This window comes from Kitasatospora sp. NPDC058444, from assembly GCF_042721415.1.
Lineage (GTDB): Bacteria > Actinomycetota > Actinomycetes > Streptomycetales > Streptomycetaceae > Kitasatospora.
In genome coordinates, this window is record NZ_JBHXLL010000017.1 from 103,116 (window position 1) to 118,663 (window position 15,548).

Genomic DNA, 15,548 nt, shown 5'->3' on the forward strand with positions numbered 1-15,548 from the left:
GAGCCACGGGCGAGCCGTGCCGGGCAAGTGCCGTGCCGGGCAAGTGCCGTGCCCGCCGGCCCGGCCGGGCCGGGTCAGCCGATGACGGTCACACCGCGCGGCGCCGAGAAGCCGGCGGCCGACTCGGTGACGGTGTCGGTCCCCGTGCTGATCGTCGAGACGGTGCCGTCCTGGGCGTCGGTGACGTACACCGTGCTGCCCGCGGCGTCGGCGGCGGCGTCGAGGGGGCCGGCGCCGACCGGCACGGTCGCGGTGACCGTACCGCGGGCGGTGTCGACCACCGAGACGCTGCCGCTGCCGCTGTTGACCACGTACGCGGTGCCCTGACGGGTCATCGCCACGGCGCTCGGGCGGCTGCCGACCGCGATCGCGGCGGTCACGGTGTTGGTGGCGGTCGAGATGACGCTGACGGCGCTGCCGCCGTCGTCGGCGACGTAGACGGCGCGCCCGTCGGGGGTGACGGCCAGCGCCGCCGGGTGGGTCTGGAACAGGGGGACGGCGCCCTTGACCACGTTGAGGGCGGTGTCGATCGAGACCACCAGCCCGTAGGTGTGCTCGACCACGTACAGCGTCGAACCGTCGGGGGTGATCGCGGAGTCGCGCGGTTCGCCGATGAGGGTGATGGTGCCGGTCACCGTACGGGTGGCGGTGTCGACGACGGAGAGGGTGCCGCTGCCGGAGTTGGAGACGTAGGCGGTGGCGCCGTCGCGGGTGAAGGTGATCGCGGTGGGCGTGGTGCCGACCGGGACGGTACCGACGACGAGGTCGGAGGCGGTGTCGATCACGGAGACGGTGCCGCTGCCGGAGTTCGACGCCCACACCTGGGTGCCGGCCGGGTTGGCGCTGACCTCGTAGGGCCTGGACCCGACCGGGACGCGGGCGCTGATCGCGCCGGTGGCCGAGTCGTAGACCTTGACGCTGTCGTCGCCGCCGTCGGCGGTGTAGACCGTGCCGCGGGAGGCGACCGGGTCGAAGGAGTACCGGTCGGCGGGGACGGTGGCGCTGGTCCCGGCGGGCGTGGTGACGGTGACGTCGGTGGTGCCGACGGCGTGCCGGGGGGTGACGGCGGTGGCCTGGGTGTCGGAGAGCACCGTGAACGACGCGGCCGGGACCCCGCCGAAGGCGACCGCGGTGGTGCCGGTCAGGTCGGTGCCGGTGATGGTGACCGTCGTGCCCCCGCTGCGCGGGCCGTGGTCGGGGCTGAGCGCGGTGACGGCGGGCGCGGCCGGCAGGTAGGTGTACCGGTCGGCGCGGCCGGTGGCGCTGGTGCCCGCGGCCTTGACCACGGTCACGTCCACCGTGCCGACCGCCCCGGCCGGGGCGACGGCGGTGATCCGCGTGTCGCTGTCGACGGTGAAGGAGGCCGCGGGGACCGAGCCGAACCGCACCGCGCTCGCGCCGGTGAAGCCGGATCCGGTGACGCTCACGCGCGTACCGCCGGCCTTGGGCCCGGAGGCCGGGTCGAGGGCGGTGACGACCGGCTGGGGCACGTTGACGAAGCCCAGCCCGACCGGCGCGTTCAGCCCGGTGAGGGTGGAGGTGACGGTGTTGGTCGCCGTGCTGATCACCGAGACGCTGTTGCCGCCGCGGTTGGTGACGTACGCCGCGGTGCCGGCCGGGTCGATCGCGACGAACTGCGCACCGGCGCCGACGCCGACGGTGGCCGTGACGGTGTCGGTGGCGGTGCTGACCACCGACACGGAGCCGGAGCCGCTGTCGGCCACGTAGAGGCTCGCGCCGTCGGGGCTCACCGCCACGCCGATCGGCACCCGGCCGGCGCCCAGCGGGACGGTCGCGGTGACGGTGTCGGTGGCGGTGTCGAGCACCGAGACGCTGTCACCGCTGTGGTTGGCGACGTACGCCTTCGCGCCGTCGGGGGTGAAGGCGATCCCGACCGGCAGGACGCCGACCCGCACGGTGGCGGTGACCGTGCCGCGGGCGGTGTCGATCACCGAGACGGTGTTGTCCAACTCGTTGGAGACGTACGCCTTCGCGCCGTTCGGGCTGATCGCGACGGCGTACGGGTTGCGGCCCACCGGCACGGTGGCGGTGACGGTGTTGGTGGCGGTGCTGATCACCGACACGGCGGCGGAGCCGAAGTCCACCACGTACAGCCTGCCGCCGTCCGCGGAGACGGCCGCGCTGGACGGCCGCACGCCCACCGGGACGGTGGCGGTGACCGTGTCGGTCGCGGTGTCGAGCACCGAGACGGAGTTGCCGTTGAGGTTCGGCACGTACGCGCGGGTGCCGTCCGGGCTGCCGACCACCGCGTACGGGCTCGCGCCGACCGGGATCGTCGCCACCACCGCGCCGGTGACGGTGTCGTACGCGGTCACCGTGTTGGCCCCGCTGTTGGCGACGTAGACGAACTGGTGCGCCGCACCGGCGGCGGCAACGGGCGCGGGCGCGGGCGCGGCGGCGGCCTCACCCGCCCCCGCGCCGAGCGGCCCGGCCGCGGCCAGCAGCGCCGCCGCGCCCAGTCCCGCCGCGCGGCGGCGCAGCCGAGCCCCGCCGCGCCGCAGACCTGTGGGTGTGTCCCATGACATCGAAGAGTCCCTCCCCAGAGCGGACATGACGCGCCCCGGCGGGCCGGCGGCCCGGCCGTGACGCCTTCGCCCATCGTGGCAGCGCGATCCGCGGGAGGGAGCGGTATCCCGAACCGGTGAAGACGATCTTCCGCTTGGCTATCCTGAAGGGTTAACTGTCATACAAGACAGCCCGTATGACGTTCATTCAGACAATGGCGACCGACCGACCCCACCCCGCCGCCGGACGGGTGAACGCGCCCCTGCCCGGTGCGCGGCGCCCGCCCCGGCCGAACCGGCCCGTCGAATACTCACGCGATGAGGCGCACGCCCCGCGCCCCCGGACGAGCCGCACGAGGGAGAACCCCGCATGCACCGCCGCACCGCCGCCAGAGCGGGACACCGCACCGCCGCGCCCCTGCTGGCCGCCCTGCTGCTCACCGGGTGCACCTCCGCCGCCGCCACCGACCCCGAAGCCGACCCCGGCCCCACCAGCGCCGTGCCCACCGCGCCGCCGCAGCCCTCACCCCAGCTGACCGACCAGCAGGTGGCCTCCGCCGTCGACCGCATCGACGCCTACGTCCAGGACGCGATGCGCAAGACCGGCGTACCGGGCCTGGCCCTGGCCGTCGTCCACAACGACAAAGTCGTCCACGCCAAGGGCTTCGGCGTCCGCGAACTCGGCAAACCCGACACCGTCGACCCCGACACCGTCTTCCAGCTCGCCTCCGTCTCCAAACCCATCGCCTCCACCGTCGTCGCCACCGCCGTCGGCCAGAAATCGGTCGCCTGGGACGACCCCGTCACCGCCCACGACCCCGGCTTCGCCCTCGCCGACCCCTGGGTCACCACCCACGTGACCATCGCCGACCTCTTCTCCCACCGCAGCGGCCTGCCCGACCACGCCGGCGACCTCCTCCAGGACCTCGGCTACCCGCGCGACTACATCCTCCAGCACCTGCGCGACCAGCCCCTCGCCCCCTTCCGCGCCAGCTACGCCTACACCAACTACGGCCTCACCGAAGCCGCCGTCGCCGTCGCCAGGACCAAGGGCGCCGCCTGGGAGACCCTCGCCGCCGACACCCTCTACAAGCCGCTCGGCATGACCTCCACCAGCTCCCTGCGCTCCGCCTACGACACCGCGCCCGACAAGGCCCTACCGCACGTCCGCACCGGCACCAGCCCCGGAAGCACCACCGGCACCGGCACCGGCTGGCAGGTCAGCACCACCGAGAACGCCGACCCCCAGTCCCCGGCCGGCGGCGTCAGCTCCACCGCCCAGGACCTCGCCCGCTGGATGCGGCTGCAACTCGCCGACGGCACCTTCGAGGGCCGGCAGATCGTCGACAAGACCGCGCTCGGCGAGACCTGGCTGCCCCACAGCCTCTCCAACCCGCCCTCCGCACCCGACGGCAACCCCGGCCAGTACGGCCTGGGCTGGAACGTCGGCCGCGACAACCGCGGCCGGCTGCGCCTCAACCACTCCGGCGCCTTCGAACTGGGCGCCGCCACCACCGTCACCCTGCTGCCCTCCGAACAGCTGGGCATCGTCGTGCTCACCAACGGCCAGCCGACCGGCCTGCCCGAGGCGGTGGCCGAGGAGTTCTTCGACCTCGCCGAGGAGGGCCACGAGACCGTCGACTGGCTCGCCTTCTTCGGCAGGATCGTCCCCGCCGCCGCACTGAGCGGCGTCTCACCCACCGACTACACCAAGCCCCCGGCCGACGCCGCCCCCGCCCGACCGGACGCCGCCTACGTCGGCACCTACGCCAACAACCACTACGGCCCGCTGACCGTGACCACCGGCAACGGCGGCGCCCTCGTGATGAGCCTGGGCCCGGACAACCTCCAGTTCCCGCTCCAGCACTACGCCGGCGACGTGTTCAGCTTCCAGACCCGCGGCGAGAACGCCGTCGGCCTGTCCGGCGTCACCTTCACCGTGGGCGCCGACGGCCGGGCCACCAAGGTGGTCGTCGAACAACTCGACCGCGAGGGCCTGGGGACCTTCACCCGCAGCCAGGCCGGCTGACGCACCGGCTCCGGCCCGACCCCCAGGCCCGCCGAGGCCTGCGCCGGCGAGCACGCCACGACCCCGCGCGACGCGGGCCCGCTCGACACCCGCCGCGACCGCCGGACGGCCGCCCACGTCGTCACCCCCACGGGCACCGCGCCGCTCGACGCCCCCTGCGCACACCCCTGAACGGCGCGCGGACGCCTGTCAGTAGTAGCCCTTCGAGCCGTCCAGGAGCTCCCGGACGATGTCGGCGTGCCCCGCGTGCCGCCCCGTCTCCTCGACCAGGTGGATCAGCATCCAGCGCAGGTTGGCGCCGCCGGAGCGGTAACCGGTGTGGCGGCCGACGTCGTCCAGGGAGGCCGCCGCGACGATCTCGTTGCTGCGCGCGCACTGCGCCTCGTACTCCGCGAGCAGTTCGGCGATCGGACGGTGGCCGGTCTGCCAGTCGGCGTCCTCGGTCGACTCGTCGAACGACGGGTTCGGCTTCTCGTCCCCGCCGAGGAACATCACCTCCAGCCACAGGTGTTCGGTCCAGCGCATGTGGGAGAGGAGGCCGGCCATCGTCATGGCCGGCGAGGTCGGGACGACCGCGCGGTGCGCGTCCTCGTCCGTCAGACCCTCGCACTTCCAGCGCAGGATCTGCCGCTGCAGGTCCAACCAGCCGATGAGCGCCGTGCGTTCGTCCGCCTGAAGCGGGGGGCGTTGCAGTTCCGATGCCATGGCCGTGCAGGCTACCCAGGCGCCGCGCCGGGCGCACCGGATTTTGCGCGCGGGCCGCGCGGGCCGCCCCGGCCGGCCGGGCCTGAGCGGGACGTCGGACGGGCCGACTTCCCGCTCACCCGGGCGCTGCCGGCCGGCCGGGGTGCTGCCGGCCGGGGCGCTACCGCCCGCCGTGCAGGACCCGGAAGCGGCCGGGGGCCGCCGGATCGCGGTCCACGACCTGGACCGGCGGCCAGGCCCACTGCCAGACCGCGCCGCCCGGCGCACGGGAGAACCGGATCCGCCCGCGGCTGCCCTCCACGGCCACGTGCGGCCAGGCCGCGGCGATGCCCGCCCGGTCCGTGCCGTGGGAACGCAGCACCTCCGCGAGGACGGTGACGGTGTCGTAGCCCTCGAAGGCGACGAAGGAGGGCGCCTCGCCCAACCGCTCGCGCAGCGCCGCCCCGACCCGCGCACCCGGCGGGCCGAGCCGTTCGGGCAGGTAGCGAAGGAACGGCACGCCCGCGCCGTCCCCGCCCAGCAGCGCCGCCCACTGCGCGAACTCCGGCTGCCCCGCCGGAGCACCGATCAGGACCCCGGCGAGCCGCCCGTCGCCGCGCACGGCCCTGACGATCGGCACCGACGGCTCCGGGCTGCCCGCCAGCAGGAGGAGGGCCGTCGCGCGCCGCCACACGAGTCCCTCGCACACGGCGGCGGGGGAGAGCGCGCCCGTGTCGAGTTCCGTGACGGTGCCGCCGTGCGCGGCGAGGCACTCCCGCAGGATGCGGATCCCCGCCGCCCAGTACACGCTCGGCTGGGTGGCCACGGCGATCCGGCGGTGGCCCGCGCCGAGGAGGAAGTCCGCGTAGACGCGCCAGCTGTGCGACTGCGCCGGGCACAGGCGCGCCACCCACGGCGTCGGCTGCTCGGTGAGCGCGTCGAGCACCGCCGACGTGCACAGGTACGGCAAGCCCAGGGCGTCGGCCCTGGCGGCGACCGCGCGGGCGACGACGCTGTGGTACTCCCCGGCCAGGGCCACCACCCCCAGGCCGGCCAGCTCGTCCACGGCCCGCTCGGCCCGCTGCGGATCGGCCGCGGTGTCCCGCACCAGCAGCTCCAGCGGCCGCCCGGCGATCCCGCCGGCCTCGTCGACCTCGCGAACGGCCAGTTCGAGCCCGGCGAGCACGTGCCGGCCCGCCTCGACCCAGCCCGGCCGGCTCAGCGGGACGAGGGCGCCGATGCGTATCGGAGCCGACGACGGCCCGTCGGTCTCCGCTGCTGCGACGGCTGACGATGGTGAGGTACTCATGCGCTGGCGTCTCCCGCGTGACGGTTCGGACGCACGTGAGCCCGGCCCGCCGAGTCCCTCCCACCTCGCGACGGCGAGCGCACCTGCGTGATCATGCGGCCATTGCATCCAGCGGTCCTGCTACGGGGCAAGCGAATTCCCCCGAGCCGGGCCCCGGGCCCGGGCCCACCCCTCCCTCGGCGCCGCGGTCGCCCGGAGCCGGGCGGAGTGGGAAGTCGACCCGGCCGACTTCCCACGCATGCGGACGCCGTGCTCGCGGTCTCATCAGGCCACTGCGCTGCCCGGAGACCGTGTTCACCACGCCGCACGATCCCTACGCCGCAATCCCGGCCGAGGCGCTCGAGCACCTACGGAGACCGGGCGGCTGCTCGCCGGTCCATGCCCCCGTGATCCTGAACGCGTGGCCCTCGCCCATGACGCCGGCGCAGTGCTCGAGGTTGCCCGGAGCAGGGGTTCGGGCACAGCGGCCCAGGAGGGTTGTCGCCCGCCTCCGGCGGTGGTTGCCTGGTGGTGTCAGCGCCCGCCGACGGGGCGGGTGGCGAACGGGGGAGGTGCCCACATGCCGGACGTGACTGGTGGGTTGGCGAGGATGGCCGTGGTGAGCGCGGCTGTGGCGGGCGCCGTGCTCGGCGTCGGGGCGCCGCCGCATGCGACCGATCGGGAGACGCCGGTGTCCGCCGCCCACGGGGCGCACGAGCTCACGGCCGCGCCCGCGGAGCCGGTGGTGGAAGCGGGCCAGGGGCGCCAACCGTAGGAATCCGTCCGGGACTTGCCGGTGTGTGCCGGGGTGCGGTGGCCCGACCCGTGTGGCCCGGCCCATGAGCGCACCGGCTGAGGGCCTCGCACCGCGCCCGTGCCGGGGCCGGCTTCGCGCCGCGGTTGTGCGGAGCCGGGCGGAGTGGGAAGTCGGCCCCGTCGACTTTCCACTCCGCCGCCTCGTCGTTGGCCGCGAGCACCGAGGTGAGGCGGGCGGCGGCGCGGAGGTCGTCGGACAGGACGCAGGAGGTGTGGTCGAGGTCCTCGAACTTGCCGGGGGCGAGCCACACTTCGCGAGGCAAGGCCGGATCGTAGGGCCGGAGCGGGAAGCCGGCATGGCCGGCTTCCCGGACTTGCCTAGTAGAACCAGACGGAGAGGCGGGCCGTGGTCGGGGCGACGTCGCAGAAGTAGCTGACCGCCTCTCCGCGGGCCACGTAGGCCCGGCCGGCGGCGTCGCACGCGGCGCCGCTCGGGTACATGCCGACGTACGTGTAGCCGGTGGTCCGGGTGGTGGACGCCTGGGCGGCGGGGGCGGCCATCAGGCCGCCCGCGACCGTGAGCATCCCGGCCAGGGCCATGGTGGAAACCGCTTTGCGAAGTGCCATGTCGGTGTCTTCCTCGCTCAGGGGGAGAACGCCGAGTCTGCTGCCCGGCGTTCGGCGGTGAGCCTTCCGGAATCCGGGATTCAGGGCAATGGTAGAGACCAATTTGGCAGAAAACAGTTGATCGCTGCGCAGCCGGGTACGCCTCGGCCCCGCCGTCCCTGGAGTGGGGTGGCGGGGCCGGTGGGTGTGGTCAGCGGGCGTCGAACTCGCCGGTGCGGACGGCGGTGACGAAGGCCTGCCAGGCGGGGGCGGGGAAGAGGAGGGCCGGACCGGATGGGTCCTTGGAGTCGCGTACGGGGGTGACGCCGGGGATGTCGTCGGCGACCTCGATGCACGCGCCGCCAGTGCCGCCGCTGTACGAACTCTTCCGCCAGGACGCCTCGGTCAGATCGACATCCACTCCAGGTCTCTCCTTGCCGCACGGATGAAAGCCAACGATTCGGCCTGGCCGAGGGCCTCGACCGCAAGCCGATCGTAGCTCTTGACGAGTGTGGCGACTGACTTGGTATCGCGGTCGATGTAGCCGCGCGATTCAATCTCGCCGTAAGCGAGAACTTTGCGGTTCGGCATGGTAAGGAGATACGTCATGTGTGTGAATGGTCGGTTCTCGCCCAGGGAGAATGGCGCCACCTGGATGACCACGTTGGGCCGAGTCGACAACTGCTCAAGGTGAAGCAGTTGTTCGACCATGACATCGCGTCCGCCGATGACCCTCCTGAGGCACGTCTCGTCCAACACCACATGTACGAGTGGGGGAGGGGTCCGTTCCAGGAGTTGCTGCCGGGCAAGCCTGAATTCGACTCGCTCCTCGGCCAGCTTCTGGGTTGAAAGGCCTTGCCTGACGTAGCCCATCTGGACTGCGGTTGCATATGCCCGGGTCTGCAGAATCCCAGCGACGAGATCGATCTCGAAGATCCTCATCTGCTCCGCGAGGGACTCGTAGCGCGCGTACTCCGGAAAGCCCTCCAGGATCGCGGCGTTCCTCAACTGGTACCACATCAGCAGCATGGTGCCGCCCGTGTCGAGCGCGATGTCGGAGAGCTCGGCGAGCTTGCGGCTCGGGGGCCGGTGCGCAAGTTCGATGTAGGAGAGGTGCGAGGGGGAGCACCCGATGAGCGGGGCCAGCTCCTCCTGGAGGAGGTCCTTGGCCTCTCGGAATGCGCGGAGCTGGATTCCGAACGGCGCCCAGGGGCTCGACTCCGGGTCAATCTTCTTCTTGTTCATGGCAGCTCTCAACTTCCGTGCGGCCCTGTTGCAGGTAGCAGGCCGCTACTGATCCTAGGGCGCCATGGGCCACCATGAGCACAGAACGTGAAACTCCGATCGCAGAGGGTTCCCCATGCCCCTTGACCAAGCCCCCCGCCTCCACGGCTACGGCGTCCGCTGGGACACCGCCGCCGACCGCTACCGGGTCCGCAACGAGATGACCGGCGAGTGGCTGTGCCGACCCGGCGGCGAACTCGCCGCCTTCGTCTTCTTCGGCGACGCCTACAGCGCCTGGCGCGCCTTCGAGGTCCACAAGCGGCCCGGGGAGAAGTGAGCGCGATGTCCTCCACCCTCTCCCGCGCCACCGCCGAGCAGCGCCGGCAGGCCGCCGACGTCCTGGACGACCTCACCACCGTCCTCGCACTCGGCGGAGTCACGCTCCCCACCCTCGAAGTCGACTGGGCCGACGGCCGCCTGACGTGCAGCTACCTGCTGCGCCTCACCGCCCGCCCCCTCGACCTCCTGCGCGTGGTCGACCTGCTGCGCAAGGGCCTGCGCTACGAGCGCCTCACCTTCGACGACTGAAAGCGAACCTCCCCCGTGCACGACCCCCGCCTGCTCGCCAAGCCCCCCGTGTGCCGGCTCGGCTGCCTCGTCCTCATCCGCAACCAGCGCGGCGACGTCCTGCTCGTCGACCCCGACTACATGGACGGCATGATCCTTCCTGGCGGCGCCGCCAAGCCGAACGAGCCCCCGCACCTGGCCGCCGCCCGCCACCTGCACGCCGAGACCGGCCTGATCGTGCGTCTCACCGACGTCCTCGCCGTCGACTTCACCCCCGCCGACCGGCACCTGGAACGCCTCACCCTGGTGTTCGACGGCGGCACCGTCCCCGACACGACCCGGATCACCGTCCCCGCGCAGCGCCAGAGCGGTCTGCTCGGCGCCCGCTTCGTCCCCGCCCGCAGCCTCCCGGACTTCATGGCCCCCTCCCAGGCCGCCCGCGCCGCCGAGGCCCTCACCGGCCGCTCCCTGCCCGCCCTCCTCCACGGCCAGCGGGCCGCCTGACAACAGCAGCAGCGGGGCCGCCCGGCATGTCGCTGCCGGGCGGCCCCGCTGCTGTCGAGCCGTCGCCTACCAGTCGGACTTGACCTCGAACGCCCAATCCCAGCTGCCGAGTTCGTTTCCGTCGTCGTCGACGAAGCCGCCCTTGGCGGTGTACGCCCCCCGGGCGATGACACCGGACGGCACTTCCTCCCAGTCGTGTCGCGGGACGGAGACCTCGTGCGGTTGGGTCTGCGGGCCGAAGGAGCCCAGCATGTGGCGGTCCTTCTGAACCCTGAGCCCCTTCCGGTAGGTCTGCGCCGTGTACTGGACGCCCGACACGATGTCGTTCGCGACGCGGAACGCCAGCTTCACCCGGTACTGGGCGCCCTCCTTGAGGACGAGGGGGGTGTCGGCCGCCGACTTCCGGGCCTGCTCGGTGGACAGGTCCAGGACCACGGAGTCGCGGCCCTCGATCTCGAACGTGGCCTGGAGAAGGGTGAACCGGGGCTCCGGCTGTGCGCTGCTGTCGCTCGTCATGATCCCATTCCTCGCTGGTCGGATGCGATCAGCCTTCCGGGCCGACGGCGTCCGGGGTACGCGGTCCGGTGCGATGTGGCCGAAACCAAATATGATCTTCACTCCTGAGGCTGAAGATCATGGGCGTATCCCGGCCAAAGCGCGGACGGGGTCGGGACGGTCGGCGGCCCGGCCCGGACTCCCCGCGCCGGGCCGGGGCCGCTTCCGTCAGTTCCTCGGGGCGAGGCGGCAGGAGTCCGCGGCGACGACGGCGGGGACGTAGTCGACCCGCAGGAGGTGGTAGCAGGTCCGGAACGCGTCGTCGCCGCCGGCCTGGCCGGCCTGACAGGCGTCCTCCACGAGTTCCTTGTCCGAGCTCGGGGCCTTCTCCAGCACGTGGCGGGAGCACCCCTGCGCGCTGGCGCTCGCGGTCGGGGCGGCGGCGATGAGGCCGCCGAGGGCGAGGGGGAGGGCGCAGCCGGTGGCGGCGATTCGTCGGACCAGCTTCATAGTGATCAAATCCTCTCGGATGACAGGGGGGTTGGCCGGCCGAAGGAGCATGATCCGCCCGCAGGCGCCGACCCGGGACATGCATACCGGACCACCTGCCGCGCCCCTCCCGGCGCCGCGCCGACGCCCGACCGAGATCACCCCAAGACGAGCCCGAAGACGAGGGGAGCGTCACGGTGGGCCCGGCGGCCGCCGTCCTGGCAGGATGACGCCATGGAACGAGTGCTTGGAATCGGCGGGTACTTCCTGCGGGCCGCCGACCCCGCGGCGCTGAGCGCGTGGTACCGCGACTGCCTGGGGCTGGACACCGACGAGCACGGCCTCTGGCAGCAGGAGGCCGGGCCGACGGTCTTCGCCGCCTTCGACTCCGGGACCGACTACTTCGGCTCCCGCACCCAGCGGACCATGCTCAACTTCCGCGTCCGCGACCTGGAGGCGATGCTCGCCCAGCTGCGCGCCCGGGGAGCGGACGTGGCCGAGGAGACCCAGGAGATGGCGGGCGTCGGCCGGTTCGGCTGGGTCACCGACCCCGAGGGCAACCGGATCGAGCTCTGGCAGCCCGCCTGACCGCCGCCGCCTCCCTGACGACACGCCTCGGCCCGGCGCGGAATCCCGCACCGGGCCGAGGCGCTCCCGCCGCCCCCACAGGGCTACTTCGACGTGTACCAGCTGAACTCGAGGATGGTGTCGTTGTAGTCGGCGTCGTCGCCGTTCTCGGCGACGATCACCATGAGGTTGTAGGCGCCGATCTCGTACGGGCCACCGGAGTTGAGCTTGCTCGGCTTGAAGGCGCCGTCCGCCCCGTCGAACTCGAAGACGGCCTTGAGGCCGGCCTGCCCGGTGATGGTCTGCTGGCCGATGACGGTGTTGCGCTCGCCCGTCCCGCTGAACAGCAGGTCCACGCCGCTGTCCTGGCCGGTGATCCGCACCTGCTGGGTGGTGGACGAGTTGGTCTTGGCCTTGACGGTGACCTGGGCGCCGGCGGGCAGGCTGATCTCGGCGGTGTTGTCCTTGACGAAGACATAGGCGTCGGACATGGGATTCCTTCGTTCGGGAGGGAGTTCTCGTGGTGATCGCCGATCACGCTAGCCGCGCCGGGATCGATTCCCAGGAACTCCGGCCCCGCAACAACTCCTTCGGGTGAACGATATCGGTATCCCGTTTCAACTGCGCCGCCCGGTAAGGGGGATGAGGGTTCTCTGAGGGTGCTATCTCGGGGAAAACCCCGATGCCGGGCCCGGCCCCCGGGCCCGAGACTCGGTCCATGCGCATAACCCGGGCCGGCTGGGCCGTCATGACCGCGCTCTCCACGCTCATCGTCGCCGTCTCCGCCAAGTACCTCGACTTCGATCCGGCGGGGTTCTTCACGCAGCAGCGCGCCACCTACCTGAGCCACCAACTGCCGCTCTACGTCCACATCTTCGGCGCGCTCACCGCCCTGCTCGTGGGGCCGTGGCAGTTCGCCGCGCGACTGCGGGAGCGCCGCCCGCGACTGCACCGGCGCATCGGCGTCACCTACCTGCTCGGCTGCCTGGTCGGCGGCGTGGGGGCGCTGCTGATGGCGCCCGTCGCGTACGGCGGCGCGGTGTCCGGGTTCGGCTTCGCCTGCCTGGCCGTGGCCTGGCTGGTGACCGGCGGCGCCGGGCTGCGGGCGATCCTCGACGGACGGGTGACCGACCACCGCCGCTGGATGATCCGCAGCTTCGCGCTCACCTTCGCTGCCGTCACCCTGCGGCTCATGCTGATCGCCGTGGCCGCCGCGCACCTGGACTTCCGCACCTCCTACACCGCCATCGCCTGGCTGTGCTGGGTACCCAACCTGCTGCTGGCCTGCTGGTTCACCCGCAGCCGCCGCCCCGGCGCCGGGGCGGCGGCGTGAGCGGGGCTCAGGCGCGGGTGCAGACGTGGGTGGTGGGGCTGTGGCCCGCGGTGTGGACGATGCGCAGGACGTCGCCCGAGTAGCTGACGTCCAGCGTCTCGCCGCTGCTGCCGGCGCCGGCGCCGGGCGGCGTCCAGGGGAGGGCGAGCCGCACGCTCTCGCCCACGGTGCCCGGGACCTGGAGAGCCTCGGGCGGGCGCTCGTTGACCAGCTTGTTCGGGCCCTCCATCAGGGTCAGCGAGAGGTGGCCGCCGCGCAGCAGGAAGCTGCCGCGCCAGGTGGCGTCCTTGCCGCTCGCGCCCTCCCAGGCGATGGTCCAGCCGCCGTTGCCGCCGCCGTCGGTCCGGACGGTGACCGTGCCCTGGGTGCTCTTGCCCCGGGAGGTGGTGCTGCGCACCGTCCAGCTGCCGCGCACGAAGGCGTCGAAGGCACGCTCGGCGACGGTGGGCTTCGCGGAGGCGGAGGCAGTGGCGGTGGTCGCCGGGGCGGAGGAGGGAGGTGCGGCGGGGGAGGGGGCGCCGGTGTCGCCGGCCGCCGCGGCCCTGCCGCTGCCGCCGCCGCTCCCGCAGGCGGCGACCAGCGCGGACCCGGCGCCGAGCGCGAGGTAGCGCAGGGCGTTGCGCCGCCCGATGACGCGCGCCGCGGCGCTGAACCCGCGGAACCGGCCGAGGTGATGGTCGCTCATGTTTTCCCCGTTGGCTGTTCGTTGATCGAACGGGGGAGCCTAGCCTCGTTAGCCCGGGCGGGCACCAGGGTTCCTCCGCCCGGGTATCCGGGGGTTCCCGCCCGGCGGCGGGCCGGGTGGTTCGGGTACGGATCGGGGTCGACGCGGGAGCAGCCCGCCGTCGACCCACGCGCCCGACCCCCACGCCTCAGGAGGCCGCCATGGCCCGCACGAAACCCCTCGTCCTGACCGCCCTCACCGCCGTCACCGTCCTGGCCGCGAGCGCCGCCGTCGCCTTCGCCGACGCCAAGCCCGCCGGCAAGCCGAGCGTCGTCGTGCCCCACGACCAGGCCGCCGCCGACCCGTCGATGCTGGCCGCGCACAACCAGGTCTTCGGCGACTTCGTCGACGTGGCCCCGGGCGGGAACGGGTTCGCCACCGTGACCTGTCCCTCCGGCCAGGTGCCCACCGGCGGTGGCGGCCAGACCAGCGCCTTCAAGATCTTCTTCACCGACTCCTACCCGAGCGGCAGCTCCTGGGTCGTGCGCGGCACCAACACCGGCACCGCGACGGAGTCCATCCTGGCGACCGCCGTCTGCACCACCCCCTGACCTCCGGGCGAGCGGCCCGGGCCCGGTCCTCGGGCCCGGGCCGCTCCGTGTCCGCCGGGGGGAAGACGGCGGGCTCACGCCCGACCGCCCGCCCCGGGCCCGCGCGCGGGCGGGCATGACGCAGGTCACGGCGCGCGGACGGCCAGGGGATGTCACAAAGCGGCGGGCCGGCCGGTCTTCAAGGGCAGCAACGGGACACCGACCGAGGAGCACACCATGGAAGCCCGCCTGAACCCCTTCACCAGCCCCGTCCTGGGCAAGGTCTTCAAGCACTTCATCGCGGCCAACAAGCCGATCGCCGAGTCGAGCCTGCCGTACGCCGTCCAGGAGCTGGTGCGGATGCGCGTCAGCCAGATCAACGGCTGCGCCGCCTGCATCGACATGCACTTCAAGGAGGCCGTCCACGCCGGCGAGGACCCGGCGCGCCTCAACCTGGTCGCCACCTGGCGCGAGGCCACCGTGTTCACCGACGCCGAGCGCGCCGCGCTGGAACTCGCCGAGGAGGCCACCCGGATCGCCGACGCGGCCGGCGGGGTGAGCGACGAGGTGTGGGCGAACGCCGCCAAGCACTACGACGAGGAGCAGCTCGCGGCGCTGGTCTGCGTGATAGCGATCATCAACGCCTTCAACCGGGCCAACGTGATGACCCGCCAGCCCGGCGGCGGCTACGAGGTCGGCATGTACGAGCACTGAGCGGCGCGTTCGAGAAGGACAAGGAGAGGCCGTGAACATCGCACTGTGGACCGTCGCCGGGCTGCTGGCCGCCGTCTACCTGCTGGGCGGCGTGTTCAAGGTGGTCGCGCCGAAGGAGAGGATCGCCGCCACCGGGGCCGCCGGCCGCTGGGTGGAGGACTTCAGCGCGGGCGGGGTGAAGGCCATCGGCGCCGTCGAGGTGCTGGCGGCGGTGGGGCTGCTGCTGCCCGCGGCGCTCGGCATCGCGCCGGTGTTCGTGCCGCTGGCGGCCGTCGGGCTGGTGCTGCTGATGGCCGGGGCGGCGGCGGTACGGCTGCGCCGCCGGGAGTACCGGCTGGTGGCGGTGGACGCGGCCTACATCCTGCTGGCCGTCTTCGTCGCCTGGGGGCGCTTCGGGCCGGAGCCCTTCCTCAACTGACCTGCCGGGAAGAGCTGGTGAGGATCCCGGGTCCGCCCGGCGGTACGGCCGCCACCGCGAAGGCGCGGCGCCGAACCGCCGAGCGGCTCCTCGTC

General features: G+C 73.1%; 19 protein-coding genes. 9 read left to right on the top strand and 10 right to left on the bottom strand.

What is annotated here, in order from left to right:
- Window positions 1-74 precede the first annotated feature (74 nt).
- The gene (locus ACFWP2_RS19640) at window positions 75-2,546 is read right to left on the bottom strand and encodes a beta-propeller fold lactonase family protein (protein WP_380452941.1); all 2,472 of its coding nucleotides are present in this window, start codon (window positions 2,544-2,546) and stop codon (window positions 75-77) included.
- A gap of 349 nt (window positions 2,547-2,895) precedes the next feature.
- Between ACFWP2_RS19640 and ACFWP2_RS19645 the strand changes: the two genes are divergently transcribed.
- Window positions 2,896-4,554: a serine hydrolase gene (locus ACFWP2_RS19645; RefSeq protein WP_380452943.1), complete on the top strand. Its 1,659-nt coding sequence runs from the start codon at window positions 2,896-2,898 to the stop codon at window positions 4,552-4,554.
- Window positions 4,555-4,743: 189 nt separating this feature from the next.
- On the opposite strand, the gene ACFWP2_RS19650 is transcribed toward ACFWP2_RS19645, so the two are convergent.
- The 5 genes from ACFWP2_RS19650 to ACFWP2_RS19670 form a co-directional block, all read right to left on the bottom strand.
- On the bottom strand, window positions 4,744-5,259 hold the full coding sequence (locus ACFWP2_RS19650; protein ID WP_380452945.1) for a DinB family protein: 516 nt from the start codon (window positions 5,257-5,259) through the stop codon (window positions 4,744-4,746).
- 160 nt (window positions 5,260-5,419) lie between these two features.
- Window positions 5,420-6,547, bottom strand: coding sequence for an ABC transporter substrate-binding protein (locus ACFWP2_RS19655; RefSeq protein WP_380452947.1), 1,128 nt, complete (start codon window positions 6,545-6,547; stop codon window positions 5,420-5,422).
- A gap of 1,113 nt (window positions 6,548-7,660) precedes the next feature.
- Window positions 7,661-7,909: a hypothetical protein gene (locus ACFWP2_RS19660; RefSeq protein ID WP_380452948.1), complete on the bottom strand. Its 249-nt coding sequence runs from the start codon at window positions 7,907-7,909 to the stop codon at window positions 7,661-7,663.
- Window positions 7,910-8,099: 190 nt separating this feature from the next.
- Entirely contained in the window at window positions 8,100-8,309 is a 210-nt protein-coding gene (locus tag ACFWP2_RS19665) for a DUF397 domain-containing protein (protein ID WP_380452950.1), read from the bottom strand.
- The gene (locus ACFWP2_RS19670) at window positions 8,294-9,133 is read right to left on the bottom strand and encodes a Scr1 family TA system antitoxin-like transcriptional regulator (protein ID WP_380452952.1); all 840 of its coding nucleotides are present in this window, start codon (window positions 9,131-9,133) and stop codon (window positions 8,294-8,296) included. The genes ACFWP2_RS19665 and ACFWP2_RS19670 overlap by 16 nt, the downstream gene beginning before the upstream one ends.
- Before the next feature lie 115 nt (window positions 9,134-9,248).
- On the opposite strand from ACFWP2_RS19670, the gene ACFWP2_RS19675 reads away from it, so the two are divergent.
- From ACFWP2_RS19675 to ACFWP2_RS19685, 3 genes are read left to right on the top strand one after another with little or no spacing between them, the layout of a single operon-like run.
- Entirely contained in the window at window positions 9,249-9,449 is a 201-nt protein-coding gene (locus ACFWP2_RS19675) for a hypothetical protein (RefSeq protein ID WP_380452954.1), read from the top strand.
- Between the two features lie 5 nt (window positions 9,450-9,454).
- Window positions 9,455-9,700 (top strand): hypothetical protein, encoded by a 246-nt coding sequence (locus ACFWP2_RS19680; RefSeq protein WP_380452956.1) that lies wholly within the window; start codon window positions 9,455-9,457, stop codon window positions 9,698-9,700.
- A 15-nt stretch (window positions 9,701-9,715) separates the two neighbouring features.
- Complete coding sequence (locus tag ACFWP2_RS19685; protein ID WP_380452958.1) at window positions 9,716-10,183, top strand: NUDIX domain-containing protein; 468 nt, start codon at window positions 9,716-9,718, stop codon at window positions 10,181-10,183.
- Between the two features lie 66 nt (window positions 10,184-10,249).
- Here the strand turns inward: ACFWP2_RS19685 and ACFWP2_RS19690 are convergent, their stop codons facing one another.
- Both ACFWP2_RS19690 and ACFWP2_RS19695 read right to left on the bottom strand, forming a co-directional pair.
- The gene (locus ACFWP2_RS19690; protein WP_380452960.1) at window positions 10,250-10,699 is read right to left on the bottom strand and encodes a hypothetical protein; all 450 of its coding nucleotides are present in this window, start codon (window positions 10,697-10,699) and stop codon (window positions 10,250-10,252) included.
- Window positions 10,700-10,906: 207 nt separating this feature from the next.
- Window positions 10,907-11,188, bottom strand: coding sequence for a hypothetical protein (locus ACFWP2_RS19695; RefSeq protein WP_380452962.1), 282 nt, complete (start codon window positions 11,186-11,188; stop codon window positions 10,907-10,909).
- 213 nt (window positions 11,189-11,401) lie between these two features.
- Between ACFWP2_RS19695 and ACFWP2_RS19700 the strand changes: the two genes are divergently transcribed.
- On the top strand, window positions 11,402-11,755 hold the full coding sequence (locus tag ACFWP2_RS19700; RefSeq protein ID WP_380452964.1) for a VOC family protein: 354 nt from the start codon (window positions 11,402-11,404) through the stop codon (window positions 11,753-11,755).
- A gap of 83 nt (window positions 11,756-11,838) precedes the next feature.
- Here ACFWP2_RS19700 and ACFWP2_RS19705 read toward each other — a convergent pair whose 3' ends face one another.
- Window positions 11,839-12,225, bottom strand: coding sequence for a fucose-binding lectin II (locus ACFWP2_RS19705; RefSeq protein ID WP_380452966.1), 387 nt, complete (start codon window positions 12,223-12,225; stop codon window positions 11,839-11,841).
- A gap of 227 nt (window positions 12,226-12,452) precedes the next feature.
- On the opposite strand from ACFWP2_RS19705, the gene ACFWP2_RS19710 reads away from it, so the two are divergent.
- On the top strand, window positions 12,453-13,067 hold the full coding sequence (locus ACFWP2_RS19710) for a DUF2306 domain-containing protein (RefSeq protein WP_380452968.1): 615 nt from the start codon (window positions 12,453-12,455) through the stop codon (window positions 13,065-13,067).
- A 7-nt stretch (window positions 13,068-13,074) separates the two neighbouring features.
- On the opposite strand, the gene ACFWP2_RS19715 is transcribed toward ACFWP2_RS19710, so the two are convergent.
- Window positions 13,075-13,752, bottom strand: a complete 678-nt coding sequence (locus ACFWP2_RS19715; protein WP_380452970.1) for a hypothetical protein — start codon at window positions 13,750-13,752, stop codon at window positions 13,075-13,077.
- Window positions 13,753-13,952: 200 nt separating this feature from the next.
- Between ACFWP2_RS19715 and ACFWP2_RS19720 the strand changes: the two genes are divergently transcribed.
- From ACFWP2_RS19720 to ACFWP2_RS19730, 3 genes are all read left to right on the top strand, one after another.
- Complete coding sequence (locus ACFWP2_RS19720) at window positions 13,953-14,342, top strand: hypothetical protein (protein ID WP_380452972.1); 390 nt, start codon at window positions 13,953-13,955, stop codon at window positions 14,340-14,342.
- 216 nt (window positions 14,343-14,558) lie between these two features.
- On the top strand, window positions 14,559-15,035 hold the full coding sequence (locus ACFWP2_RS19725; protein ID WP_380452974.1) for a carboxymuconolactone decarboxylase family protein: 477 nt from the start codon (window positions 14,559-14,561) through the stop codon (window positions 15,033-15,035).
- Between the two features lie 31 nt (window positions 15,036-15,066).
- On the top strand, window positions 15,067-15,453 hold the full coding sequence (locus tag ACFWP2_RS19730) for a DoxX family protein (RefSeq protein ID WP_380452976.1): 387 nt from the start codon (window positions 15,067-15,069) through the stop codon (window positions 15,451-15,453).
- Window positions 15,454-15,548: the final 95 nt, after the last annotated feature.